This is a genomic window from Halorubrum ejinorense (assembly GCF_055389685.1).
Genome location: NZ_AP043777.1, coordinates 1,614,316 through 1,631,183, shown reverse-complemented (window position 1 = coordinate 1,631,183; position 16,868 = coordinate 1,614,316). Strand labels below are relative to the sequence as shown.

Genomic DNA, 16,868 nt, shown 5'->3' with positions numbered 1-16,868 from the left:
CGTGTATGGGCTTCTTCGAGACGCTCGCGGACCGGATCGACGCGACCGACAGCGTCGTCTCGGTCGGGCTCGACCCCGACCCGAGCCGGCTCCCCGAGACCGTGGCCGACGCCGACCTCCCGCGGTGGGCGTTCAACCGCCGGGTCATCGACGCGACGCACGAACACGCGGCCTGCTACAAGCCGAACGCCGCGTTCTACGAGGACGCCAACGGCTGGCGCGCGCTCCGGGAGACCGTGGCCTACGCCGAGGGGAAGGGCGTCCCCGTCCTGCTCGACGCGAAGCGCGCCGACATCGGCAACACCGCGCGCCGCTACGCCGAGATACTCGACTTGGTCGACGCGATCACGGTGAACCCGTACCTCGGCCGCGACTCGCTCCAGCCGTTCCTCGACCGCGCGGACAAGGGCGTGTTCGCGCTCTGTCGAACCTCGAACCCGGGCGGCGCCGACCTGCAGGACCTCGAACTCGCCTCCGGCGAACCCCTCTACGAGCGCGTCGCCGCGCTCGCCGACGTGTGGAACGCGAACGACAACGTCGGACTCGTCGTCGGCGCGACGGCGCCGGAGGAGTTGGAGACGGTCCGCGATATCGTCCCCGAGATCCCGTTCCTCGTCCCCGGGGTCGGCGCGCAGGGCGGCGACGCCGAGGCCGCGGTCGAACACGGGCTCGCCTCGCGGCCGGACCTCCCGGTCGACGTCGGGCTCGTGAACTCCTCGCGCGGCATCATCTTCGCCGGCGAGGAGTCGAGCCGGCCGGACGACGAGGCGACCTACTTCGGCGCCGCGGGCGACGCGGCGAAGCGACTCAAGAAGCGGCTGAACCGACACCGATAGCCGGGACGCGGGAGACGTTTCGCGGCCTCGCCCGCTAGCGAGGACCGGCGGCACAGCCCGCACAGGCGCGGACGGTCTCGTCCCAGTGGTCGTCGCAGACGGCGCGCCCGCAGCGGTCGCAGGCGTGGCTCGCCATCGCCGCCTCGCAGACCTGGCAGAGTCCGGAGAGGCTCATACCGGCGGGTGGGTCGCACCCCTTATCAGACTCCGGGTCGACCGCCCGGTATGCGCCAGTTCGTCGTCATCGGCCGCGACGTGCCGACCGACCCCGACGCCATCTCGCTGTCGGACATCCCCGGGGCCGGGCGTCTCGACCTGCTCTGTCGGTGCGTGAGCGCCGGCGTCTTCCTCTCGCACGGCATCCGCGAGTCGGTTCGAGTCCACCTCGTGATCGACGACGCGTTCACCGTCACCTTCGACGCCGACACGCTCCGCCATCTCCACCCCGACGAGCGCAACGTCGCCGCGCGGGTCCGCGACGCGCTCGACGCGCAGGACGACGCAATCGGTCACATGCCCGCGGACGTCTCGCCCGGCGTCGAACTCCGCCGCATGGGCCTCGACGCGACCCTCGACAGGCTCGGCGGCGATGGCGGACGCGGCCCCGACGGGACGCTCGTCCAGCTCCACGAGGAGGGCGATCCGCTCGTCGACGCCGAACCGCCGGCCGACCCCGTGTTCGTCCTCTCGGACCACCACGACTTCGCGCCCGACGAGTCGGAATCGGTCGCCGAGCGCGCCGAGCGGCGGCTCCGCGTCGGTCCCGAACTGCTCCACGCGGACCACGCGGTCACCGTGGTCCACAACTGGCTCGACACCGACGGCTACGCCAGCTACTGACTCCGACGCCGATGGCGACGCCACCGAGCGACGACGGGGCGACGACATCCGCCGGCGACGAGCGGCCGCCGAGCGACGACGGGGCGACGACACCGCCATCCGACCGCGAGACGACGACCGCGCCGGACGCGGATTCGCGGTTCGTCGTCCCGCTCCGCGGCGTCCGGGTCGACCCCGAGACGCGGTGCGGCCACTGGGACGACCCGGTCGACGTGATCGCGCTCCGCTTCGGCTGCTGTGAGACGTACTACCCCTGTGACGCCTGTCACGACGCCGCGACGGACCACGAGGCGATCCCGTGGCCCCGCGAGCGCTTCGACGAGCCGGCGGTACTGTGCGGCGCCTGCCGGACGACGCTCACCGCTCGGGAGTACCTCGACGGCGGGAACGCCTGTCCGGCGTGCGGCGCCGCGTTCAATCCCGGCTGTCGGACGCACCGCGACCGATACTTCGAGGTCTGAGGGGTCGGTCACCGCGGTCGACCGGAGGAACACGCGGCCCGGTTCGGGCGCGGCGACGCACCCTTTCGGAAGGATTAAAAGAACGAACGGCCTTCCATCGAGTGCGGGCCGGTGGGGTAGCTTGGTATCCTTCGGCCTTCGGGTGGCCGTAACCACGATTCAAATTCGTGCCGGCCCACTTCTCCCGCATTCGTTTTGGAGCCGACGCGACTACGACACAGCGTCGGCTCCGTCGTCGCGGCTCCGCTCTGCCGCGGGTGACCCGGATCGCACCCCCTCTATGAGATTCCGTCATCGTGTGGTTTTGTCCGTGGACGAACGGGGTGCGTGACTGAGAGCGTACGGTTTCCCGGCGGTCGCTGTTGGCGGCGTCTGGATTCGGAGCGACCGCACCACTGCTGTATGTGCGCCTCGAACCCGGCGCGTGCCGAGCACCTCCGCAGCTGTCGACCGTTCCGACGGCGTCATGTCACCGGATACTTGTACGCGAGAGCGTTACCGAGGACAGTGACAGACGACCAAGGCGGGTTCGAACACGTTCGAGAGAACGTAGACGGCCACCCGATGGTGAGTTTGCTCGGCTACGCCAAACGGTACTGGCCGACCCTCACGCTCGGCGTGCTGGCGGCGTTCCTCACCCGGTTCGCCAGACTGATCCCGCCGATCGTCGTCGCGGCTGCCATCGATCGAGCGATCCGAGGGTCGGCCGACGCGGGACTGTTGACCGACGTGGGTTTGCTGCCGCCGGGTGAGATCACCGGCGAAGCGGCTCGCCTCGCGGTGCTCGAACAGCTCGTGCTCATCGCGGTGCTCGCGTACGCGGTTCGGTCGGTCGCTCGGTTCGTGTCCCGGTATCTGCTTCAAGCGACCGCGCAGAAGGTCCAACGGGATCTGCGGAACGACACGTACGACCACCTCCAGCGGCTCTCGATGGATTTCTTCGCCGATCATCAGACCGGCGGAATGATGTCGATCCTCAACAGCGACATCAATCGGCTCGAGCAGTTCCTCAACACGGAGTTCCGCCAGCTCATCCGCGTGGTCGCAACGGTCGGCGGGATCGCGGTTATCCTCTGGACGTACTCGCCGAAGCTGGCGCTCATTGCGCTCGCACCGGTCCCGATCATCGGACTGGCGAGCGGCCAGTTTCTCACTTGGATTGAGCCTCGGTATAAGTCGATCCGCGAAACCGTCGCTCGGCTGAACACGCGGCTCGAGAACAACCTCGGTGGCGCCGCGGTGATCAAGGCGTTCGACCGGTACGGCTTCGAGCACGGCCGGGTCGCTGAGCAGAGCGAGGCGTACCACGACGAGAAGGTCGCGGCGCTGCGGATCCGACGCGGATTCTTCGCCACCCTGCGGCTGTTGACCGGGGTCGTGTTCGTCCTCGTGCTCTACATCGGTGGGACGGACATCATCACCGGCGTTCCCGGCGAGGCAGGGGCGCTGACTCTCGGCGGGTTCGCGCTGTTTTTCCTCCTGTTGCGGCGACTCTACTCGCCGATGCGGCGGGTCGGGAAGTCGGCGAACAAGTACCAGCTCGCGAAGTCGAGTGCCGAGCGCGTGTTCGGACTGCTCGACCGCGATCCCACGATCACCAGCCCGGACCCGGCGCACGTCCCCACGTCGATCGACGGAGAGGTCACGTTCGAGGACGTGACGTTCGCCTACGGGGACCGCGAACCGGTCCTCCGAGATGTCTCGCTCGACGTTCCGGCGGGCACGACCATCGGGCTCGCCGGAGCGACCGGGGCGGGCAAGTCAACGCTCCTGAAACTCATTCCCCGGTTCCACGACGTTAACGCCGGGGAAGTCCGGGTCGACGGGACGGACGTCCGGGAGTACGATCTCCAGTCGTTACGGGACGCCATCGCCATCGTCGAGCAGAACCCGTACCTGTTCTCGGGGACCGTCGCGGAGAATATCGCGTACGGCGACCGCGAGATACTCGAGGCCGAGTGGTCGGACGGGCCAGACGAGAGCGCCCGCAACCGGGTTGAGCGGGCGGCTGAGGCCGCCGCGGCCGACGAGTTCATCCGAGACCTCCCCGACGGGTACGACACCCAAGTTGGCGAGCGAGGTGTCAAACTCTCGGGCGGCCAGCGGCAGCGCCTCGCCATCGCCCGGGCACTGCTCAACGACCCCGAGATCATCGTGTTTGACGAGGCCACGTCGGACGTTGACACGGAGACCGAGGAACTGATCCAAGAGAGCCTTGAGCGGCTGGTCGAAGAGCGGACCGCGTTCATTATCGCCCACCGGCTTTCGACGATTCAGAACGCCGACGAGATCGTCGTGATGGATCAGGGCCGGATCGTCGAGCAGGGGGTTCACGAGGACCTGGTCGCGGGCGGAGGAACATATGCGAACCTCTGGCAGGGACAGGCTGAGGCGTCGCCTGCCGACGACTGACGCTCGGTCGGGGGCGGCGGCACGCGGGACCGACTCCCCGACGTCCGGTGAATCGAGCGTCTGTCCCGGTCCACCGACGTAGAGTGAGTCCACCGACGTAGAGTGGCTCCACCGACGCGGAGTGAGTCCACCGACGCGGGTGTGAAGGCCATGTCTGGTGGGAGGCCGGGTGAGACGACGTGGCGCCCACGCTTGAGACACCGGCAGGGACCCCCGAAGAGAGACTCGCAGAGGCGCTCAACGAGCTCAACCGTTCGTATGTCGGTGGTCGACCGCGGCGTACGACTCGGTGCTCACCAGTTCGTACCGTTTGCCTTCGCCCAGCAACCACTTCCGACTGGGGACCCTGAACCGATCGATGCCAACCGAGACCGTCGCGGGCGTCGACTGGGCGGGGGGCGCGTGGCTCGCGGTCGTGATCGACGGAGACGGCGAGCCGCGGTGTCGCCTCGAAGCGGACCTCGAAGCCCTCTGGAACGGCGACGACGGCGTCGACCGAGTCCTCGTCGACGTACCGATCGGACTCCCGGACGACGCGGAAACGCTCGCGAAACGCGAGGCGGTCGACTCCGCTGCGCGGTCGGCCGCGGAGCGGCCGAGCAGCGTGTTCCCCGTCCCCTCGCGGGCGGCGTGCGAGCTGGCACGTGACGACGACGGCTACGAGAGCGTGAACGAGCGGAATCGCGCCGACCTCGACAAGGGACTCAGTCGCCAGTCGTACCACATCGCGCCGGCGGTCGGCGCGGTCGACGCGTTCCTCCGCGAGGACGAAACGGCCCGAGAGCGTGTGATGGAGGCGCACCCGGAGGTGTGTTTCCGCGGGCTCGCCGGGCGGCCGCTGGAGCACTCGAAGACGACGGCTCCGGGCGTGGGCGAGCGACTCGACGCGCTCGACGGTCACCTCGACGACCCGAACGAGGCGCTGGGCCACGTCTGCCGGGGGATCGCCGACGAGTCGTCCGAGGTCGTCGCCGAAGCGGATCCCACCGTCGACGACGCCGTCGACGCGCTCGGGCTGGCGACCGTCGCGCGACGCCCGCTCGACGAACTCCGGTTCCTGCCCGGCGGCGAGACCCACCGCGACAGCGAGGGAGTTCCGATGCGAATGGCGTACTGGAGCGACGAGCCGCTCGCATGAGCGGCGACGGTCCGGACTGCTCGCGGGTGCCGGACCGATGTGACGAGCGGGCGTCGCGTCCGCGAGTCTGCGTCGACGAGCGGTCTGTCGCGTCGTGGTAAGGTTCAAGTCCCTCTGTCGCCCGCTATCACACGAATGAGACTCTTCTCCTCGCGGGCGGACCGCCGGCGGGGGATCGCGGCAGCGATCGGCGTCGCGGTCCTCGCTGTCGGGCTCTACGTCCTCGTCAGTCGGTACGCCGGCTTTCTCACTGACGCCACGGCCCTCCGAGCGTGGCTCGACGGGTTCGGGATCTTCGCCCCCCTCGTCTTCATCGCCCTTCAGGCGCTCCAAGTCATCGTCGCCCCGATTCCGGGACAGGTCGTCGCCGTGGTCGCGGGGTACCTCTTCGGCTCGTTCTGGGGCACCGTCTACAGCCTCACCGGCGTCCTCATCGGCAGCGCGATCGCCTTTTCGCTGTCCAAGCGATTCGGCCGTTCGTTCGTCGAGAACGTGCTTCACGAGGACGTCGTCGCTCGGTTCGACGGCTTCGTCGAAACGGTCGGCATTCCCGGGCTGTTCGCGTTCGTCGTCGTTCCCGGACTCCCCGACGACGCGATCTGTTTCCTGAGCGGGCTCACCAAGTGGTCGCTCCCCACCTTCATCGCCGTCATCGCCGTCGGTCGCCTCCCGGCGTACGTGTTGGCCGTCTACGCCGGCGGCGAGATCGCGAGCGGACGGTTCCTCTCGGCGATCGCGCTCCTCGCGCTCATCGTGGTCGCGTCGGCGGTCGGGTACTACAAACAGGACGCGGTCCGCGACCTCGTCGAACGCTTCGAGCCGCGGCTCCCCTTCTGACACCGCCCCTCGGGGCGGCCTCGTTCGAGGTCAATTGCGACCGGTTTCAACAGTCTTCCCGAGTCCGAGCGCACCGCCGACTCGAGAGTGGACCGCAGCGAGGGCGGACTCCCCCGCGCGAAGGCCGGACCCCTCGGTGGGTACCGCCGTACCGACCATCGCCACGGCGGCGTTCGATTTCACCCGCGCATGCGAGAGCTAGCAGTCACAGCCACACGCCGAGTCGTCGTCTGGCGCGGCCTCGAAGAACCCCCGAACGTTCGACGAGAGCCCGTCCGCGCTGCTCTCGCCCGGTCGACCGAACCGCGTCTGGTTCGAGGCGATGGCCCGTACCAGCGCGTCAATGAGCAGGTCGACGGGCGCGGTCGTGTACTCCTCGCCGCGATACCGCCAGAGGCGACAGTCGACGTCACCCACACACCCACAGCGGTCGCCGCACGACTCGCAGGCGTTCTCGACGTAGTCCGGTTGCACGTCTCGGCCGTCGATACGGACGGTCGGCGACACGGCGAGTCGGGTCGCCTCGGCGGCCGCCAGCGTCGAGACGTGGACGTCTCTGAGGGTGATACCGACGTCCAGCGCGTCGAGGATCGGTTCGACACGGTCGAGCGCCGTTTCCAGCGCCGCTTCGGTTCCGATACACCGCTCGCACGTCTGGTCGTCCAGATAGAGGAAATCGACGGTGATCGTCCGCCGCGAGTACGATTTGATCGCCGGCCGGACGACGGCGATCCGGTCGCTGTCAGTGAAGTCGTTCATCGCGGTTCTGCGTACGGCTCGCGGACAGATATATTAGTCAGTAATCAAACACAAAGGGACTTAGCGTACCGAAAGTACCCGGAGAGCGACTGCGTGCGACGGTGAACGTATATCCGTCTACGGGGCCTGAAACAGTGTCATGAGGGAGAACGAGCGATGGCAGGCGAAGTGGCACGGGCTACAGGACGTTCTCGGGCCGAAGTGGTCCGTCCACGTCCTTCGACTCCTCTCCGATGGCCCGTGCGGGTTCAACGAGATCGAGGGCGAACTCGACGGCTTGACCGCACCGATGCTCTCGCAGCGGCTCAAAGAGCTCCGGTGTCACGGATTCGTCGAGCGGACGGTGGCGGAGACGTCACCGCCGACTACCAGCTACTCGCTCACCGATCAGGGGGAACGGGTCGCCGTTCACCTCCGGGAACTGGAGTCGCTGGTCGAACTCCGGGACCGAGCGACCGAGGCGGGTCGAGTCGAGGACTGTCTCGACACGGCCGCTGAGTGCCGAACCGAGGCGCTTGCGGACGGTTGCGTGACGGTCGGTGACGGGTGTTGAATCCGCGCCAGAGCGGTCGTCGAGGTCACCCCCACGTCCACTTGGCGTCGAGGACGAAGCGGTAGAGGCCGCTGATGAGGATGGCGGGGACGTTCGCGATCAGGTACGGGACGCCGGCCCACTCGACGAGGACGGCAAGGACGCCGAGTTGGATCGGAATGGCGGTGCCGCGGACGAGGTTCGTCTTCAACAGGCCGGTCAGGTACTCGGAGAAGCCCGTGTTCTGCCGCGCTCGAAACGTCCAGGCGTTGTTGAGCACGTACGAACAGATGATGGTGATCTCGATGGCTATCGCCGCGCCGACGAGGTAGTTCAGCCCGACGTAGTCGACGAACAGCCACAACAGCGCGAGCTGGAGCCCGGCCGTGAGCGCGCCGACGACGACGAACCGTCGCATCTGGACGGCGATCGGCCCGCTCAGGAGGTCTCGTAACGCCGCTCGGATCATCACTTGTACCCGAGCGCTTCGAGACGGGCTTCGAGGTCCTCGTCGACCTCGTCACCGTCGTCGCCGCGCTCGGCGGCGGCCGCTTCCGCCGCTTCGCCGCGCTCGCGAAGGAGCTCCGCGTGGGCGTCGACCACCGGCGCCAACCGGTCGATGACGGCCTGTGCCCGGTCGTCGGGGTCGAGCGCGAGGTTCTCCTGTTGGGTCGGGTCGGCGGAGCGGTGGTACAGCTCCGCCTCCCCGGCGTCGACGTTCTCGATGTACGTCCAGTCGTCGTCGCGGGCGCTGACGAACAGGTCGCCGTCCGACAGCGACCGCGGGATCGGCTGTTGGGTCACGTCGTCGCCGCGGACGGTGACCGAGACGACCGGGTCGTCCGCCAGTTCGGAATTCTCACCCGGATCGGAGCCGGCTGCCGCTTCGTCTTTCGTCGGCTGGTCGGTGGAATCGTCGGGCGTGTCCGCGGAAGGCTCCGCGTCTCCTCGGAGCGCGGGCACGAGCGATTCGCCGTGCCACTCGTCCGCCGGGTCGACGCCGAGCAGGTCAGCGACCGTGGGCGGGATGGCGTCGAGGCCGACGTGGCCGTCGACGCGCCCGCCGTCGAGCCCGGGCACGTCGGCCACGAGCGGCACGTGGATCAGTTCGTCGTACAGCTTCGGGTAGTGCGCGAGGTGGCCGTGTTCCTGGAACTCCTCGCCGTGGTCGCCCGCGAGCAGCACCGCGGTGTCGTCTGCGACGCCGGCGTCGTCGAGGCTGTCGAGCAGCCGACCGACGCTGGCGTCGACCTGCCGCACCGTCGCCTGATACAGGGTTCTGAGCTCGCGGAGGGTCCGCTCGCCCACTTCGAGGCCGAGGCTCGTCCGGGCGTGCGCGTGGAGCATCTGATGCGTGCCGACGATACCGTCCGACACCTCGCGGATGTACCGCGGCGCCGGAACGTACGGAGTGTGCGTGTCCATGTAGTGGACCCACAGGAAGAACGGCTCGTCGGTGTCGTCGACGAACGCGGTCGCCGCGTCCTCGACGTCGAACATGCGCGAGGCGTCGAGGAACGGGCGGTCGTCGCTGTCCCCGCGGAGCTTCGACCCGAGTCGGCGGACCGGGGAGGACGCGAGCTGGATCCACGCTTCCACGGTCGGATGCGCCGCGAGGTATCGGCTGTAGACGCTGGATCCGACGCTCGTGACGAACGGCTCGAACTCGTCGAACCCGTCCGGATACCCCCAGTGTTCCGTGAGGAAGCCGTTCGCGGCGTTGAAGCCGCCGGTCGCGACGTCCGCCTCGGAGAGCACCTCCGCGAGCGTCTCCGACTCGCCGACGCCGATGTCGCCCGTGCGGGCGAACACCGGCTCCGACGCGAGGATCGACGGGAACGAGAAGGGAGTCCAGTTGCCGTTCGCGAACGCGCGGTCGAACACGGTTCCGTCGGCGGCGAGGGAGTCGATCACCGGCGAGTGGCGATCCGCGTCGTACGGCGAAACGGCGTCGGCCCGAAGCGAGTCCACGGTGACGAGAACGACGTTCGAAACGGCCGCGTCGTGGCTCGACGCGTCCACGTCTGCGGTCGTGTGGGCCGACGAATCGCCTGTCATGGAGTGCGCGGCGACACCCCGGCGGCCGCGCTCGCGGCGAGCGGTCCGCGGGGTATCACGAGTATACCCGAGCGCGGTTTGCCAGCGGCTTGAGGATTTCGATCCCCCGGACGTGCCGTCGAGCGTAGCTATTTGACCGTCCCGGTCGTCGTCTTAGCCATGCGCGACGGCCCCAGTGACCGACCGGCCGCGGCGACGCTGCCGGAGTCGGTCCCCGACGACGAGATCCCGGAGTCGATCCCCGCCGAGTCCCGAGCGGTGGAGACGAACGGCGTGACGCTCCACGTCGTCGAGGCGGGCCCCGAAGACGGGAAACTGCTCGTCCTGCTCCACGGCTTCCCTGAGTTCTGGTACGGCTGGAACGACGCGATCGTCCCCCTCGCGAACGCCGGCTACCGGGTCGTCGTTCCGGACCAGCGCGGCTACAACTGTTCGGAGAAGCCGCCGGCAGTCCGCGACTACCGGATCGGCGAGCTCGCGCGCGACGTGGTCGGCCTGATCGACGCGTACGACCGGGAGACCGCGGCCGTCGCCGGTCACGACTGGGGCGCCGCGGTTGCGTGGTGGCTCGCGCTCCACCACGGGGAGCGCGTCTCTGAGCTGGTCGCCGTCAACGTCCCTCACCCGACCGTCTTCGAGCGCGCGCTCCGCACCTCGTGGGACCAGCGGCTCAAGAGCTGGTACGTGCTCGCGTTCCAATTCCCGAAGCTCCCCGAAGCGGTCGCCAGCGCCGGGAACTGGCGGCTCGCGACGAACGCCTTACGCGACACGAGCGCGCCCGGCACCTTCACCGACGAGGACCTGCGGCGGTATCGCCGGGCGTGGGACCGCGACGGCGCCTTCAAGGCGATGGTGAACTGGTACCGCGCGATCGTCCGGGACCGACCCGAGCCGGAACGCACGGAGGTGACCGTCCCGACGCTCGTGATCTGGGGCGCACAGGACCGGTTCCTCGCGCGCCGGCTGGCACATGAAAGCGTCGAGCACTGCGCCGACGGGCGCCTGCTCACGATCGACGAGGCCACCCACTGGGTCGTCCACGAGCATCCCCACCGCGTCGCCGAGGCGATCGCCGACCACGCCGACCCGCTGCCGCCGGGCGCGCGGGAGTGACCCCGCTGCCGACGGGCCGTTCGGGCGGCGAGAGCGCCGCTCGTCGAATACTGTCCTCACCGCGTCGCCACAAAGGTTATATCTGCCCTCGCCCAAAGGACAGATATGAGTAAGCACTTCGAAGACGCACGGTACTACCTCGGACGAGCGGCGGAACACGCCAAGGCTGGCGTCAAAGAGGAGTTAGCGCCCGTAGAGGCGCGTGTGAAGGAACTCGTCGGCCGCGAGGCGGACGAGGAGCCGGAGCCCTCGCGGCTGGACAAGCTTCAGGCGGACCTGAAGGAGCTCGAAGAGCGCGCCGAGGGCGAGGCCCGCGAGGCGGTGGCGTCCGCCCGCAAGCGCGTCGCCGAATACCGCGGCCGGGACGCGGCAGCCGAGTAGATTCCCGGTTTCGGGCCGGTGACACGACCCCCGACTTTTCGATCGCTATCACCGTAGCGGCGGCTCCGACGCTGTCGCCGAATTGCCGACCGCGTCGGCGCCGAGTCGCTCCGCCGCCGGCACGACCGCGTACTCGATTCCTGCCGTCTCGAACAGCGACCGCACACGTTGGATGCCCTCCTCGGCGTCGACGTCCGTCGCGCGGTAGTGGCGAATCGGGTGCCGGATCCACGAGGGCTCCCAGTGGGCGTACACGTCCGTCGTCGAACGGTCGGGACCGACGTATAACGCGAGGTGAAGCTGGTAATCGCTCGCGAGCGCTCCCTCGGGGTATCGGATCCAACTCGCGACCGTCGTCTCCGGCGGCGTCGCGTACGCTCGATACTTGAGCGAGGAGACGAGGTTGCGGACGAACCCCAGCCGGTGAAGCCGCGCCTCGACGATCGGATACGGCTCGCGGAGCGTGAACGCGTACTGCTCGCGAGGGGTTTTCCGCTCGGCGTAGAGCCCGACGAGCGACAACGGCGCGTGGAGCAGGCTCGCGACGCGCTGACGGAGCCGTTCGAGGAATCGGAGCTCGTGGGTCACGTCGGGGGATGCGGTCGGCCGCCGCATGAATCTTCGGCGTTCCAGTGGTCGAAACCACCGGTTCGCCGGTTAGAGTGACGGACGAAACGCTCGCTGCGTACGGACCGTTCAATCGGAAGCGAGGAAAGACACTTATTCTAACTGACAGACGTGTTCGTATGAGGACGAGTTCAGAGAACTCCGGCAGTCGACTGGGTGACGTGGCTTTCGGCCTCCTGTGTGTCGTGGCGGTCGCCGCGATACTGCTCGGTCAGGTCGTCTCGCTGATCGCGTTCGATGCCACCGGGGTGGACCGGTTCGTACCGGGCGTGGTGATCTATGCGGTGGCTCCCGCCGCCCTAATGACCGCGCTCCCGGCGACCGTGGCCGTTCGCCGATACGGCCGTCAGCGTGCCGCGGTGATTACGGCCGGCGTGTTCACTGCCGCCATCACCGCCTCGTTTCTCACGAGAGGGTTCTTCCTCATCGGGTGACGGCGGGACACGCGTCTCAACCCACCGATTCAGCCTCGTTAGCTTCTGGAGACATTCCGAACGAAGCGGTCACCTGTCGGCGACGGTAAAGTAACTCTTAAGTCCGGAGGTCGGGTACGCCGAAGTGCGCGGGTTGGTGGTCTAGCTAGGTTATGACGGCTCCTTCACACGGAGCAGGCCGGCGGTTCGAATCCGCCCCAACCCATACGTAGTACGCACGGATTGTAACCGTGCGAATTCCTCACCTTCAGCCCTTCTAGCGACTGAATCGTGATTTCGACGGGTGTTTTCGGGGGGTCGGAAACTTCCTAACTCATACGGCTCGCGTTGGCGGGTCGCCTCCGTCCGGGAATCCGCTTATATCATGTCGACGTGTGTATAAATAACTGGGGTCGAATCGTGACGGTCTCGGCGACGGCTGGGACAGGTCGATATTAGCGCGCCGGCCGAACGCGCTCGGGCGAGCGTCAGTGAGTATCTCTGAAGAGTCCGTGCGTAGTCCGCCTGATCTATTCGGCGTCGGTTTGGGGTTGAAAGGGTCACTTCGTGTAGTGACTCCACTTTCAGTTCCACTGTGCGTGTATGGCTCACGCCTTTGAATATCACGAGGCAGGTGTACAGCATGAACGCGTCTCGACGACAGCCGCGCGTTGAGTTGCCAGAGCTTGACTCCGGCCTCACGTTAGTGGACGTAGACGCTGACCTCGGTGTGACGCCGGTACAGTCGCTGCTGCTTGACCACGTGTTCGCTGGGGCCGGAGACGCGTATTGGGTCGATGCGGCAGGTGCCGCACAGACCACTCGATTGCGTGAATTGGCTCCCGATCCGCGGTATCTCGATCGCATACACGTCGCTCGGGGATTCACCGCGCATCAACAGACATCGTTGCTCGACCGGCTCGCTGGCGAGCATGTGACCGACCCCGGTGTCGTGGTTGTGACCGGAGTCGATCGATTGTACCGTGACAGCGATTCCTCGACGAAGCACGCCAAGCAGTTACTCGTCCGGTCGCTCGCAGCGCTCGCACGTGTCGGGCGCGTCCACGAGGTACCGGTGATCGTGACGCGGTCGCGTGACGACGAGTTCACGAAACCAATTGTGAATGCGGCGCGGACCCGTCTTCGCTGCCGGGACACGCAGTTTGGACCGCGGTTCACCGATGCGGCCGGCGACATCGATGCGCTCGTGTACCACCTCGGTGACGGGTGGGTGCAGACGACGCTCGCCTACTGGCAGGAAGTGCTTGCCCACCGAGCCCAGATGTACGACGCACCAATCGTGAGTGAGGAAGCAGTCTCGCGGGTCGTCTGATGGGACGGACCAACCCGACGTACCGTGATACGCTGCGAGCGATCGAAGACCGGTGGATCCCGTATCGTCGGACGCTCCGCCGCCGCGATCAGCCCCGATTCGACCAGTTGTTCGTCTACGCACGTGACCACGCGGACGCCGCCGGAATGCTGAATCACGAGGACCGATTCGCGCCGCTGTTGGTGAGTGTCGCAATCGAACAGGAACGCCGCATCGACGAGCTCGAAGCCCGCGTCGCTGAGCTCGAAGGCCCCACCAGTTCTGATGGTGCTGACGGTTGATTTCCGCTCCTCAGGAGATGTTGTCCGTTGGGCACTCACAAACGACGGCATCACTCGGACAGTCCATGAGGAGTACACGCCGACGTTGTTCGTCGGTGATGCCGTCCGTGACCTATATGGGCGGCGCGGTGGACAGACACCGACGCCACCGGACCGTGACGGGTTGTCTGAGTCGCTGACCGAACTGCGAGCGTTCCTCGCCGGCCAGGACGCAGTTGCCGACGTACGGTGCGAATTCCACCGACAAACCTTCCGGACTGAGCAGCGGCCGCTCCTCCGGATCGACGCCACCAGTATTGATGCCGTACGGCGCATCGCGCGGCGTGTTCAGCAGTTCAACCGCCCAGCCGAGTACACGTGTTACAACGTCGATCTCACGCGTCAGTTCCGGTACTGTCTCGAAACAAAGGCACCGGCCAGCCCAGACCGGTCCATCCGGTCGCTCCGCACGCTCGCCCTCTCGATCCCAGCGCACAAGTCAGGGTTCGAAGCCCTCTCACACCTCATGATCGACGGTGAGTCGGCCGGCCCGACGCCAGAAGCCGCAGTGAACGCAGTCGCTTCAGCCGTCGGTGAGAACGATCCCGACGTTATTGTCGTCTCGACCGCGGAGCTCACTCCGCTCCTGTTCGACGCCGCCGACACGCATAAGGTACGGAATTTCGAACTCGGCCGCGAGCCAGGGTATACGAAACTTACAGGAGAATGCTCGTACACGAGTTACGGGCAGGTCGGACACTCCCCCGCTCGGTACACCCTTCCCGGTCGCGTCGTGATCGACGAGTCGAACACGTTCTTCTACCACGAAGCGGGACTACCTGGGTGTCTCAACCTCGTGGACCGGGTGGGGTTGCCGCTCGAAGAACTCGGCTGGGCGTCGATTGGACGTGTCCTCACCGCCCTACAAGTCTCCGCCGCCCGCGATCGTGATGTCCTCGTCCCGTGGCACGCGTGGCGGCCGGAGCTGTTCAAGTCGGCAGCGACACTCGATGCCGCCGACCGAGGCGGAACCACGTTTGCACCGGCAGTCGGCGTCCACGAGAACGTCCACGAACTCGACTTCGCGTCGCTGTACCCGAACATCATCCGTACGCGGAACATCTCCCCGGAAACAGTTCGGTGTGGCTGCTGTGAGAGCGACGACGTTCCCGGTCTCGGATACTCGATCTGTGATTCCGACGGGTACCTCCCGACAGTGCTTGGCCCGCTCATCGACGCGCGTAGCCGAATCAAAGACCAGATGGAGAAAACGACCGACGACGCTGAACGTGACCAGCTCAAGTCAGCATCGTCAGCGATTAAATGGATTCTCGTCTCCTGTTTCGGGTACCAAGGCTTCTCGAATGCGAAGTTCGGTCGTATCGAATGCCACGAGGCGATCAACGCCTTCGCCCGAGAGATACTGCTCGATGCGAAAACAGCGCTCGAAGACGCCGGATGGCGTGTCCTCCACGGCATCGTTGATTCAATCTGGGTCACTCCGGCCCCGGACCGTGATCAACGCCCCCTTGCGACAGTCGCCGCAGAGATCTCCGCGGACACGGACATCACCCTTGAGCATGAGTCCGTATTCGACTGGGTCGCCTTCTGTCCGATGCGGAACGGTGAGAGTGGCGCGTTAACTCGATACTTCGGGAAGCGACGCCAAGATGAGGAACCGTCGGCTGACGAAATCGGTGACGCGATCAAAATGCGCGGTATCGAAGCTCGGCAGCGAAGCACACCACCGTGGGTCACCACCGTACAGGAAGACGTGCTCCGCGTGTTCGATGCGACACGGTCGCCAGAAGCCGTGTGTGACGTCCTCCACCGGCACCTCACGGCGTTGCGCCGCGGTGACGTGGCAACGGATGACCTCATCGTTGCGAACCGAGTCTCGAAGCGCGCGGATGCCTACACTCAGGAAACACTCACTGTCGCAGCGCTCCGCCGCGCGCAACACCACGAAACCAGCCTCGCACCGGGACAAACCGTCCGGTACGTCGTCGTCAACGACGACGGACGCGGCATTGACCGGGTTTGTCTCCCATTCGAAGACATCGAGTCATACGATGTTGGTTGGTACGAGGACGCTGCTGTCCGCGCCGCTGAGAGTATTGTCTCCTGCGTCGGCTGGGAAAAAGACGATATTACGAACTACCTCGCAGACTCCACTGACACGACGCTTGAGAGTTACCTTGGAGGCGATTAGCTAGTGCCTGCCTTCGAATGAACCATTTCACTCTGTAAGCTCTGTTCTCTCGGGAACGGGGATATACAGGTTATAATCGAAATAATGACTATCTCGATAATGGCTATTCAAAACTGAGCCGAAGAGTTAGCAGTACTCAATAACAGTGTTGAGGCATGCGATCACGAGCCTAGTTCTCTGAACCGATGAGATAGATACTGAGTGGCTGTTTCTTTGTCGATAAACTCCTCAACAGTCATATCAAGAACACACTCAATCACGACCTTCTTTCGCATCGTTCGGTTTTGCCCTACTTCGTGTCCATCACTCGACTGCCGGGAAGAAACACTATGTTCAGTGCCTTGGTCGACAAGGTCTGACATCGAGAATCCCTCATCAACTCCTACTTCAGAGAGTCGAACGATTTCATGTTCTCCGATAGGGAGATAATGAGGGTCGGAGTGGGTTCGAAAGTATTCCTCGGAGCACATTGGAAGCCAGCGCTCACACGAAAGACAATGTCCTCGGTATTTATTTCCGGCACGGGGCTGCTGTTCTATCTCTTTGTCGAGAACCGGGACCACCTGGTTCTCCTGACAGTATTTACATTCTTCCATGGACTGTGCCAGTAGCGAGGAGCGACTCTATGAAGAAGTAGACCAACAACACAAACTGCG

18 protein-coding genes and 2 tRNA genes are annotated in these 16,868 nt (G+C 66.1%); 15 read left to right on the top strand and 5 right to left on the bottom strand.

The features are described from left to right. Positions 1 to 5 precede the first annotated feature (5 nt). A complete protein-coding gene (pyrF, locus tag ACZ5KW_RS09370; protein ID WP_343777512.1) occupies positions 6 to 836 on the top strand; it encodes an orotidine-5'-phosphate decarboxylase in 831 nt (276 codons plus the stop codon). 34 nt (positions 837 to 870) lie between these two features. Here pyrF and ACZ5KW_RS09365 read toward each other — a convergent pair whose 3' ends face one another. Beyond that, positions 871 to 1,011, bottom strand: coding sequence for a hypothetical protein (locus ACZ5KW_RS09365; RefSeq protein ID WP_343777513.1), 141 nt, complete (start codon positions 1,009 to 1,011; stop codon positions 871 to 873). A gap of 50 nt (positions 1,012 to 1,061) precedes the next feature. Here ACZ5KW_RS09365 and trmY point away from each other — a divergent pair, with 50 nt between their 5' ends. The 6 genes from trmY (at position 1,062) to ACZ5KW_RS09335 (ending at position 6,524) form a co-directional block, all read left to right on the top strand. Further along, complete coding sequence (trmY, locus tag ACZ5KW_RS09360) at positions 1,062 to 1,676, top strand: tRNA (pseudouridine(54)-N(1))-methyltransferase TrmY (protein WP_343777514.1); 615 nt, start codon at positions 1,062 to 1,064, stop codon at positions 1,674 to 1,676. 11 nt (positions 1,677 to 1,687) lie between these two features. Then, on the top strand, positions 1,688 to 2,137 hold the full coding sequence (locus ACZ5KW_RS09355) for a CHY zinc finger protein (RefSeq protein WP_343777515.1): 450 nt from the start codon (positions 1,688 to 1,690) through the stop codon (positions 2,135 to 2,137). Between the two features lie 105 nt (positions 2,138 to 2,242). Then, positions 2,243 to 2,315 (top strand) — tRNA-Pro (locus ACZ5KW_RS09350). Positions 2,316 to 2,644: 329 nt separating this feature from the next. Continuing rightward, positions 2,645 to 4,549 (top strand): ABC transporter ATP-binding protein, encoded by a 1,905-nt coding sequence (locus tag ACZ5KW_RS09345; RefSeq protein ID WP_343777516.1) that lies wholly within the window; start codon positions 2,645 to 2,647, stop codon positions 4,547 to 4,549. A 358-nt stretch (positions 4,550 to 4,907) separates the two neighbouring features. Then, on the top strand, positions 4,908 to 5,687 hold the full coding sequence (locus ACZ5KW_RS09340; RefSeq protein ID WP_343777518.1) for a DUF429 domain-containing protein: 780 nt from the start codon (positions 4,908 to 4,910) through the stop codon (positions 5,685 to 5,687). 135 nt (positions 5,688 to 5,822) lie between these two features. Further along, on the top strand, positions 5,823 to 6,524 hold the full coding sequence (locus tag ACZ5KW_RS09335) for a TVP38/TMEM64 family protein (RefSeq protein ID WP_343777520.1): 702 nt from the start codon (positions 5,823 to 5,825) through the stop codon (positions 6,522 to 6,524). A 198-nt stretch (positions 6,525 to 6,722) separates the two neighbouring features. On the opposite strand, the gene ACZ5KW_RS09330 is transcribed toward ACZ5KW_RS09335, so the two are convergent. After that, on the bottom strand, positions 6,723 to 7,283 hold the full coding sequence (locus ACZ5KW_RS09330) for a DUF2703 domain-containing protein (RefSeq protein WP_343777523.1): 561 nt from the start codon (positions 7,281 to 7,283) through the stop codon (positions 6,723 to 6,725). Positions 7,284 to 7,422: 139 nt separating this feature from the next. Between ACZ5KW_RS09330 and ACZ5KW_RS09325 the strand changes: the two genes are divergently transcribed. After that, a complete protein-coding gene (locus ACZ5KW_RS09325; protein WP_343777524.1) occupies positions 7,423 to 7,836 on the top strand; it encodes a winged helix-turn-helix transcriptional regulator in 414 nt (137 codons plus the stop codon). A 25-nt stretch (positions 7,837 to 7,861) separates the two neighbouring features. Here the strand turns inward: ACZ5KW_RS09325 and ACZ5KW_RS09320 are convergent, their stop codons facing one another. Further along, positions 7,862 to 8,284 carry a GtrA family protein gene (locus ACZ5KW_RS09320; protein WP_343777526.1) on the bottom strand — a complete coding sequence of 141 codons (423 nt, stop codon included), beginning with the start codon at positions 8,282 to 8,284 and terminating at the stop codon, positions 7,862 to 7,864. Beyond that, positions 8,284 to 9,873 (bottom strand): sulfatase, encoded by a 1,590-nt coding sequence (locus tag ACZ5KW_RS09315; protein WP_343777527.1) that lies wholly within the window; start codon positions 9,871 to 9,873, stop codon positions 8,284 to 8,286. The genes ACZ5KW_RS09320 and ACZ5KW_RS09315 overlap by 1 nt, the downstream gene beginning before the upstream one ends. Positions 9,874 to 10,032: 159 nt before the next feature. Between ACZ5KW_RS09315 and ACZ5KW_RS09310 the strand changes: the two genes are divergently transcribed. Beyond that, positions 10,033 to 10,986, top strand: a complete 954-nt coding sequence (locus ACZ5KW_RS09310) for an alpha/beta fold hydrolase (protein WP_343777529.1) — start codon at positions 10,033 to 10,035, stop codon at positions 10,984 to 10,986. A 105-nt stretch (positions 10,987 to 11,091) separates the two neighbouring features. Beyond that, entirely contained in the window at positions 11,092 to 11,367 is a 276-nt protein-coding gene (locus ACZ5KW_RS09305; protein ID WP_343777531.1) for a DUF7553 family protein, read from the top strand. A 48-nt stretch (positions 11,368 to 11,415) separates the two neighbouring features. On the opposite strand, the gene ACZ5KW_RS09300 is transcribed toward ACZ5KW_RS09305, so the two are convergent. Beyond that, positions 11,416 to 11,955 (bottom strand): hypothetical protein, encoded by a 540-nt coding sequence (locus ACZ5KW_RS09300; RefSeq protein ID WP_343777532.1) that lies wholly within the window; start codon positions 11,953 to 11,955, stop codon positions 11,416 to 11,418. A gap of 44 nt (positions 11,956 to 11,999) precedes the next feature. On the opposite strand from ACZ5KW_RS09300, the gene ACZ5KW_RS09295 reads away from it, so the two are divergent. The 5 genes from ACZ5KW_RS09295 (at position 12,000) to ACZ5KW_RS09275 (ending at position 16,212) form a co-directional block, all read left to right on the top strand. After that, positions 12,000 to 12,428, top strand: a complete 429-nt coding sequence (locus ACZ5KW_RS09295; RefSeq protein WP_343777534.1) for a hypothetical protein — start codon at positions 12,000 to 12,002, stop codon at positions 12,426 to 12,428. Between the two features lie 130 nt (positions 12,429 to 12,558). Further along, positions 12,559 to 12,633, top strand: a tRNA-Val gene (locus tag ACZ5KW_RS09290). Between the two features lie 417 nt (positions 12,634 to 13,050). After that, positions 13,051 to 13,740 carry a P-loop NTPase family protein gene (locus ACZ5KW_RS09285; protein ID WP_343777536.1) on the top strand — a complete coding sequence of 230 codons (690 nt, stop codon included), beginning with the start codon at positions 13,051 to 13,053 and terminating at the stop codon, positions 13,738 to 13,740. Further along, positions 13,740 to 14,021, top strand: a complete 282-nt coding sequence (locus tag ACZ5KW_RS09280) for a DUF8156 family protein (protein WP_343777537.1) — start codon at positions 13,740 to 13,742, stop codon at positions 14,019 to 14,021. The genes ACZ5KW_RS09285 and ACZ5KW_RS09280 overlap by 1 nt, the downstream gene beginning before the upstream one ends. Further along, positions 14,005 to 16,212 (top strand): type B DNA-directed DNA polymerase, encoded by a 2,208-nt coding sequence (locus ACZ5KW_RS09275; RefSeq protein WP_343777538.1) that lies wholly within the window; start codon positions 14,005 to 14,007, stop codon positions 16,210 to 16,212. The genes ACZ5KW_RS09280 and ACZ5KW_RS09275 overlap by 17 nt, the downstream gene beginning before the upstream one ends. Positions 16,213 to 16,868: the final 656 nt, after the last annotated feature.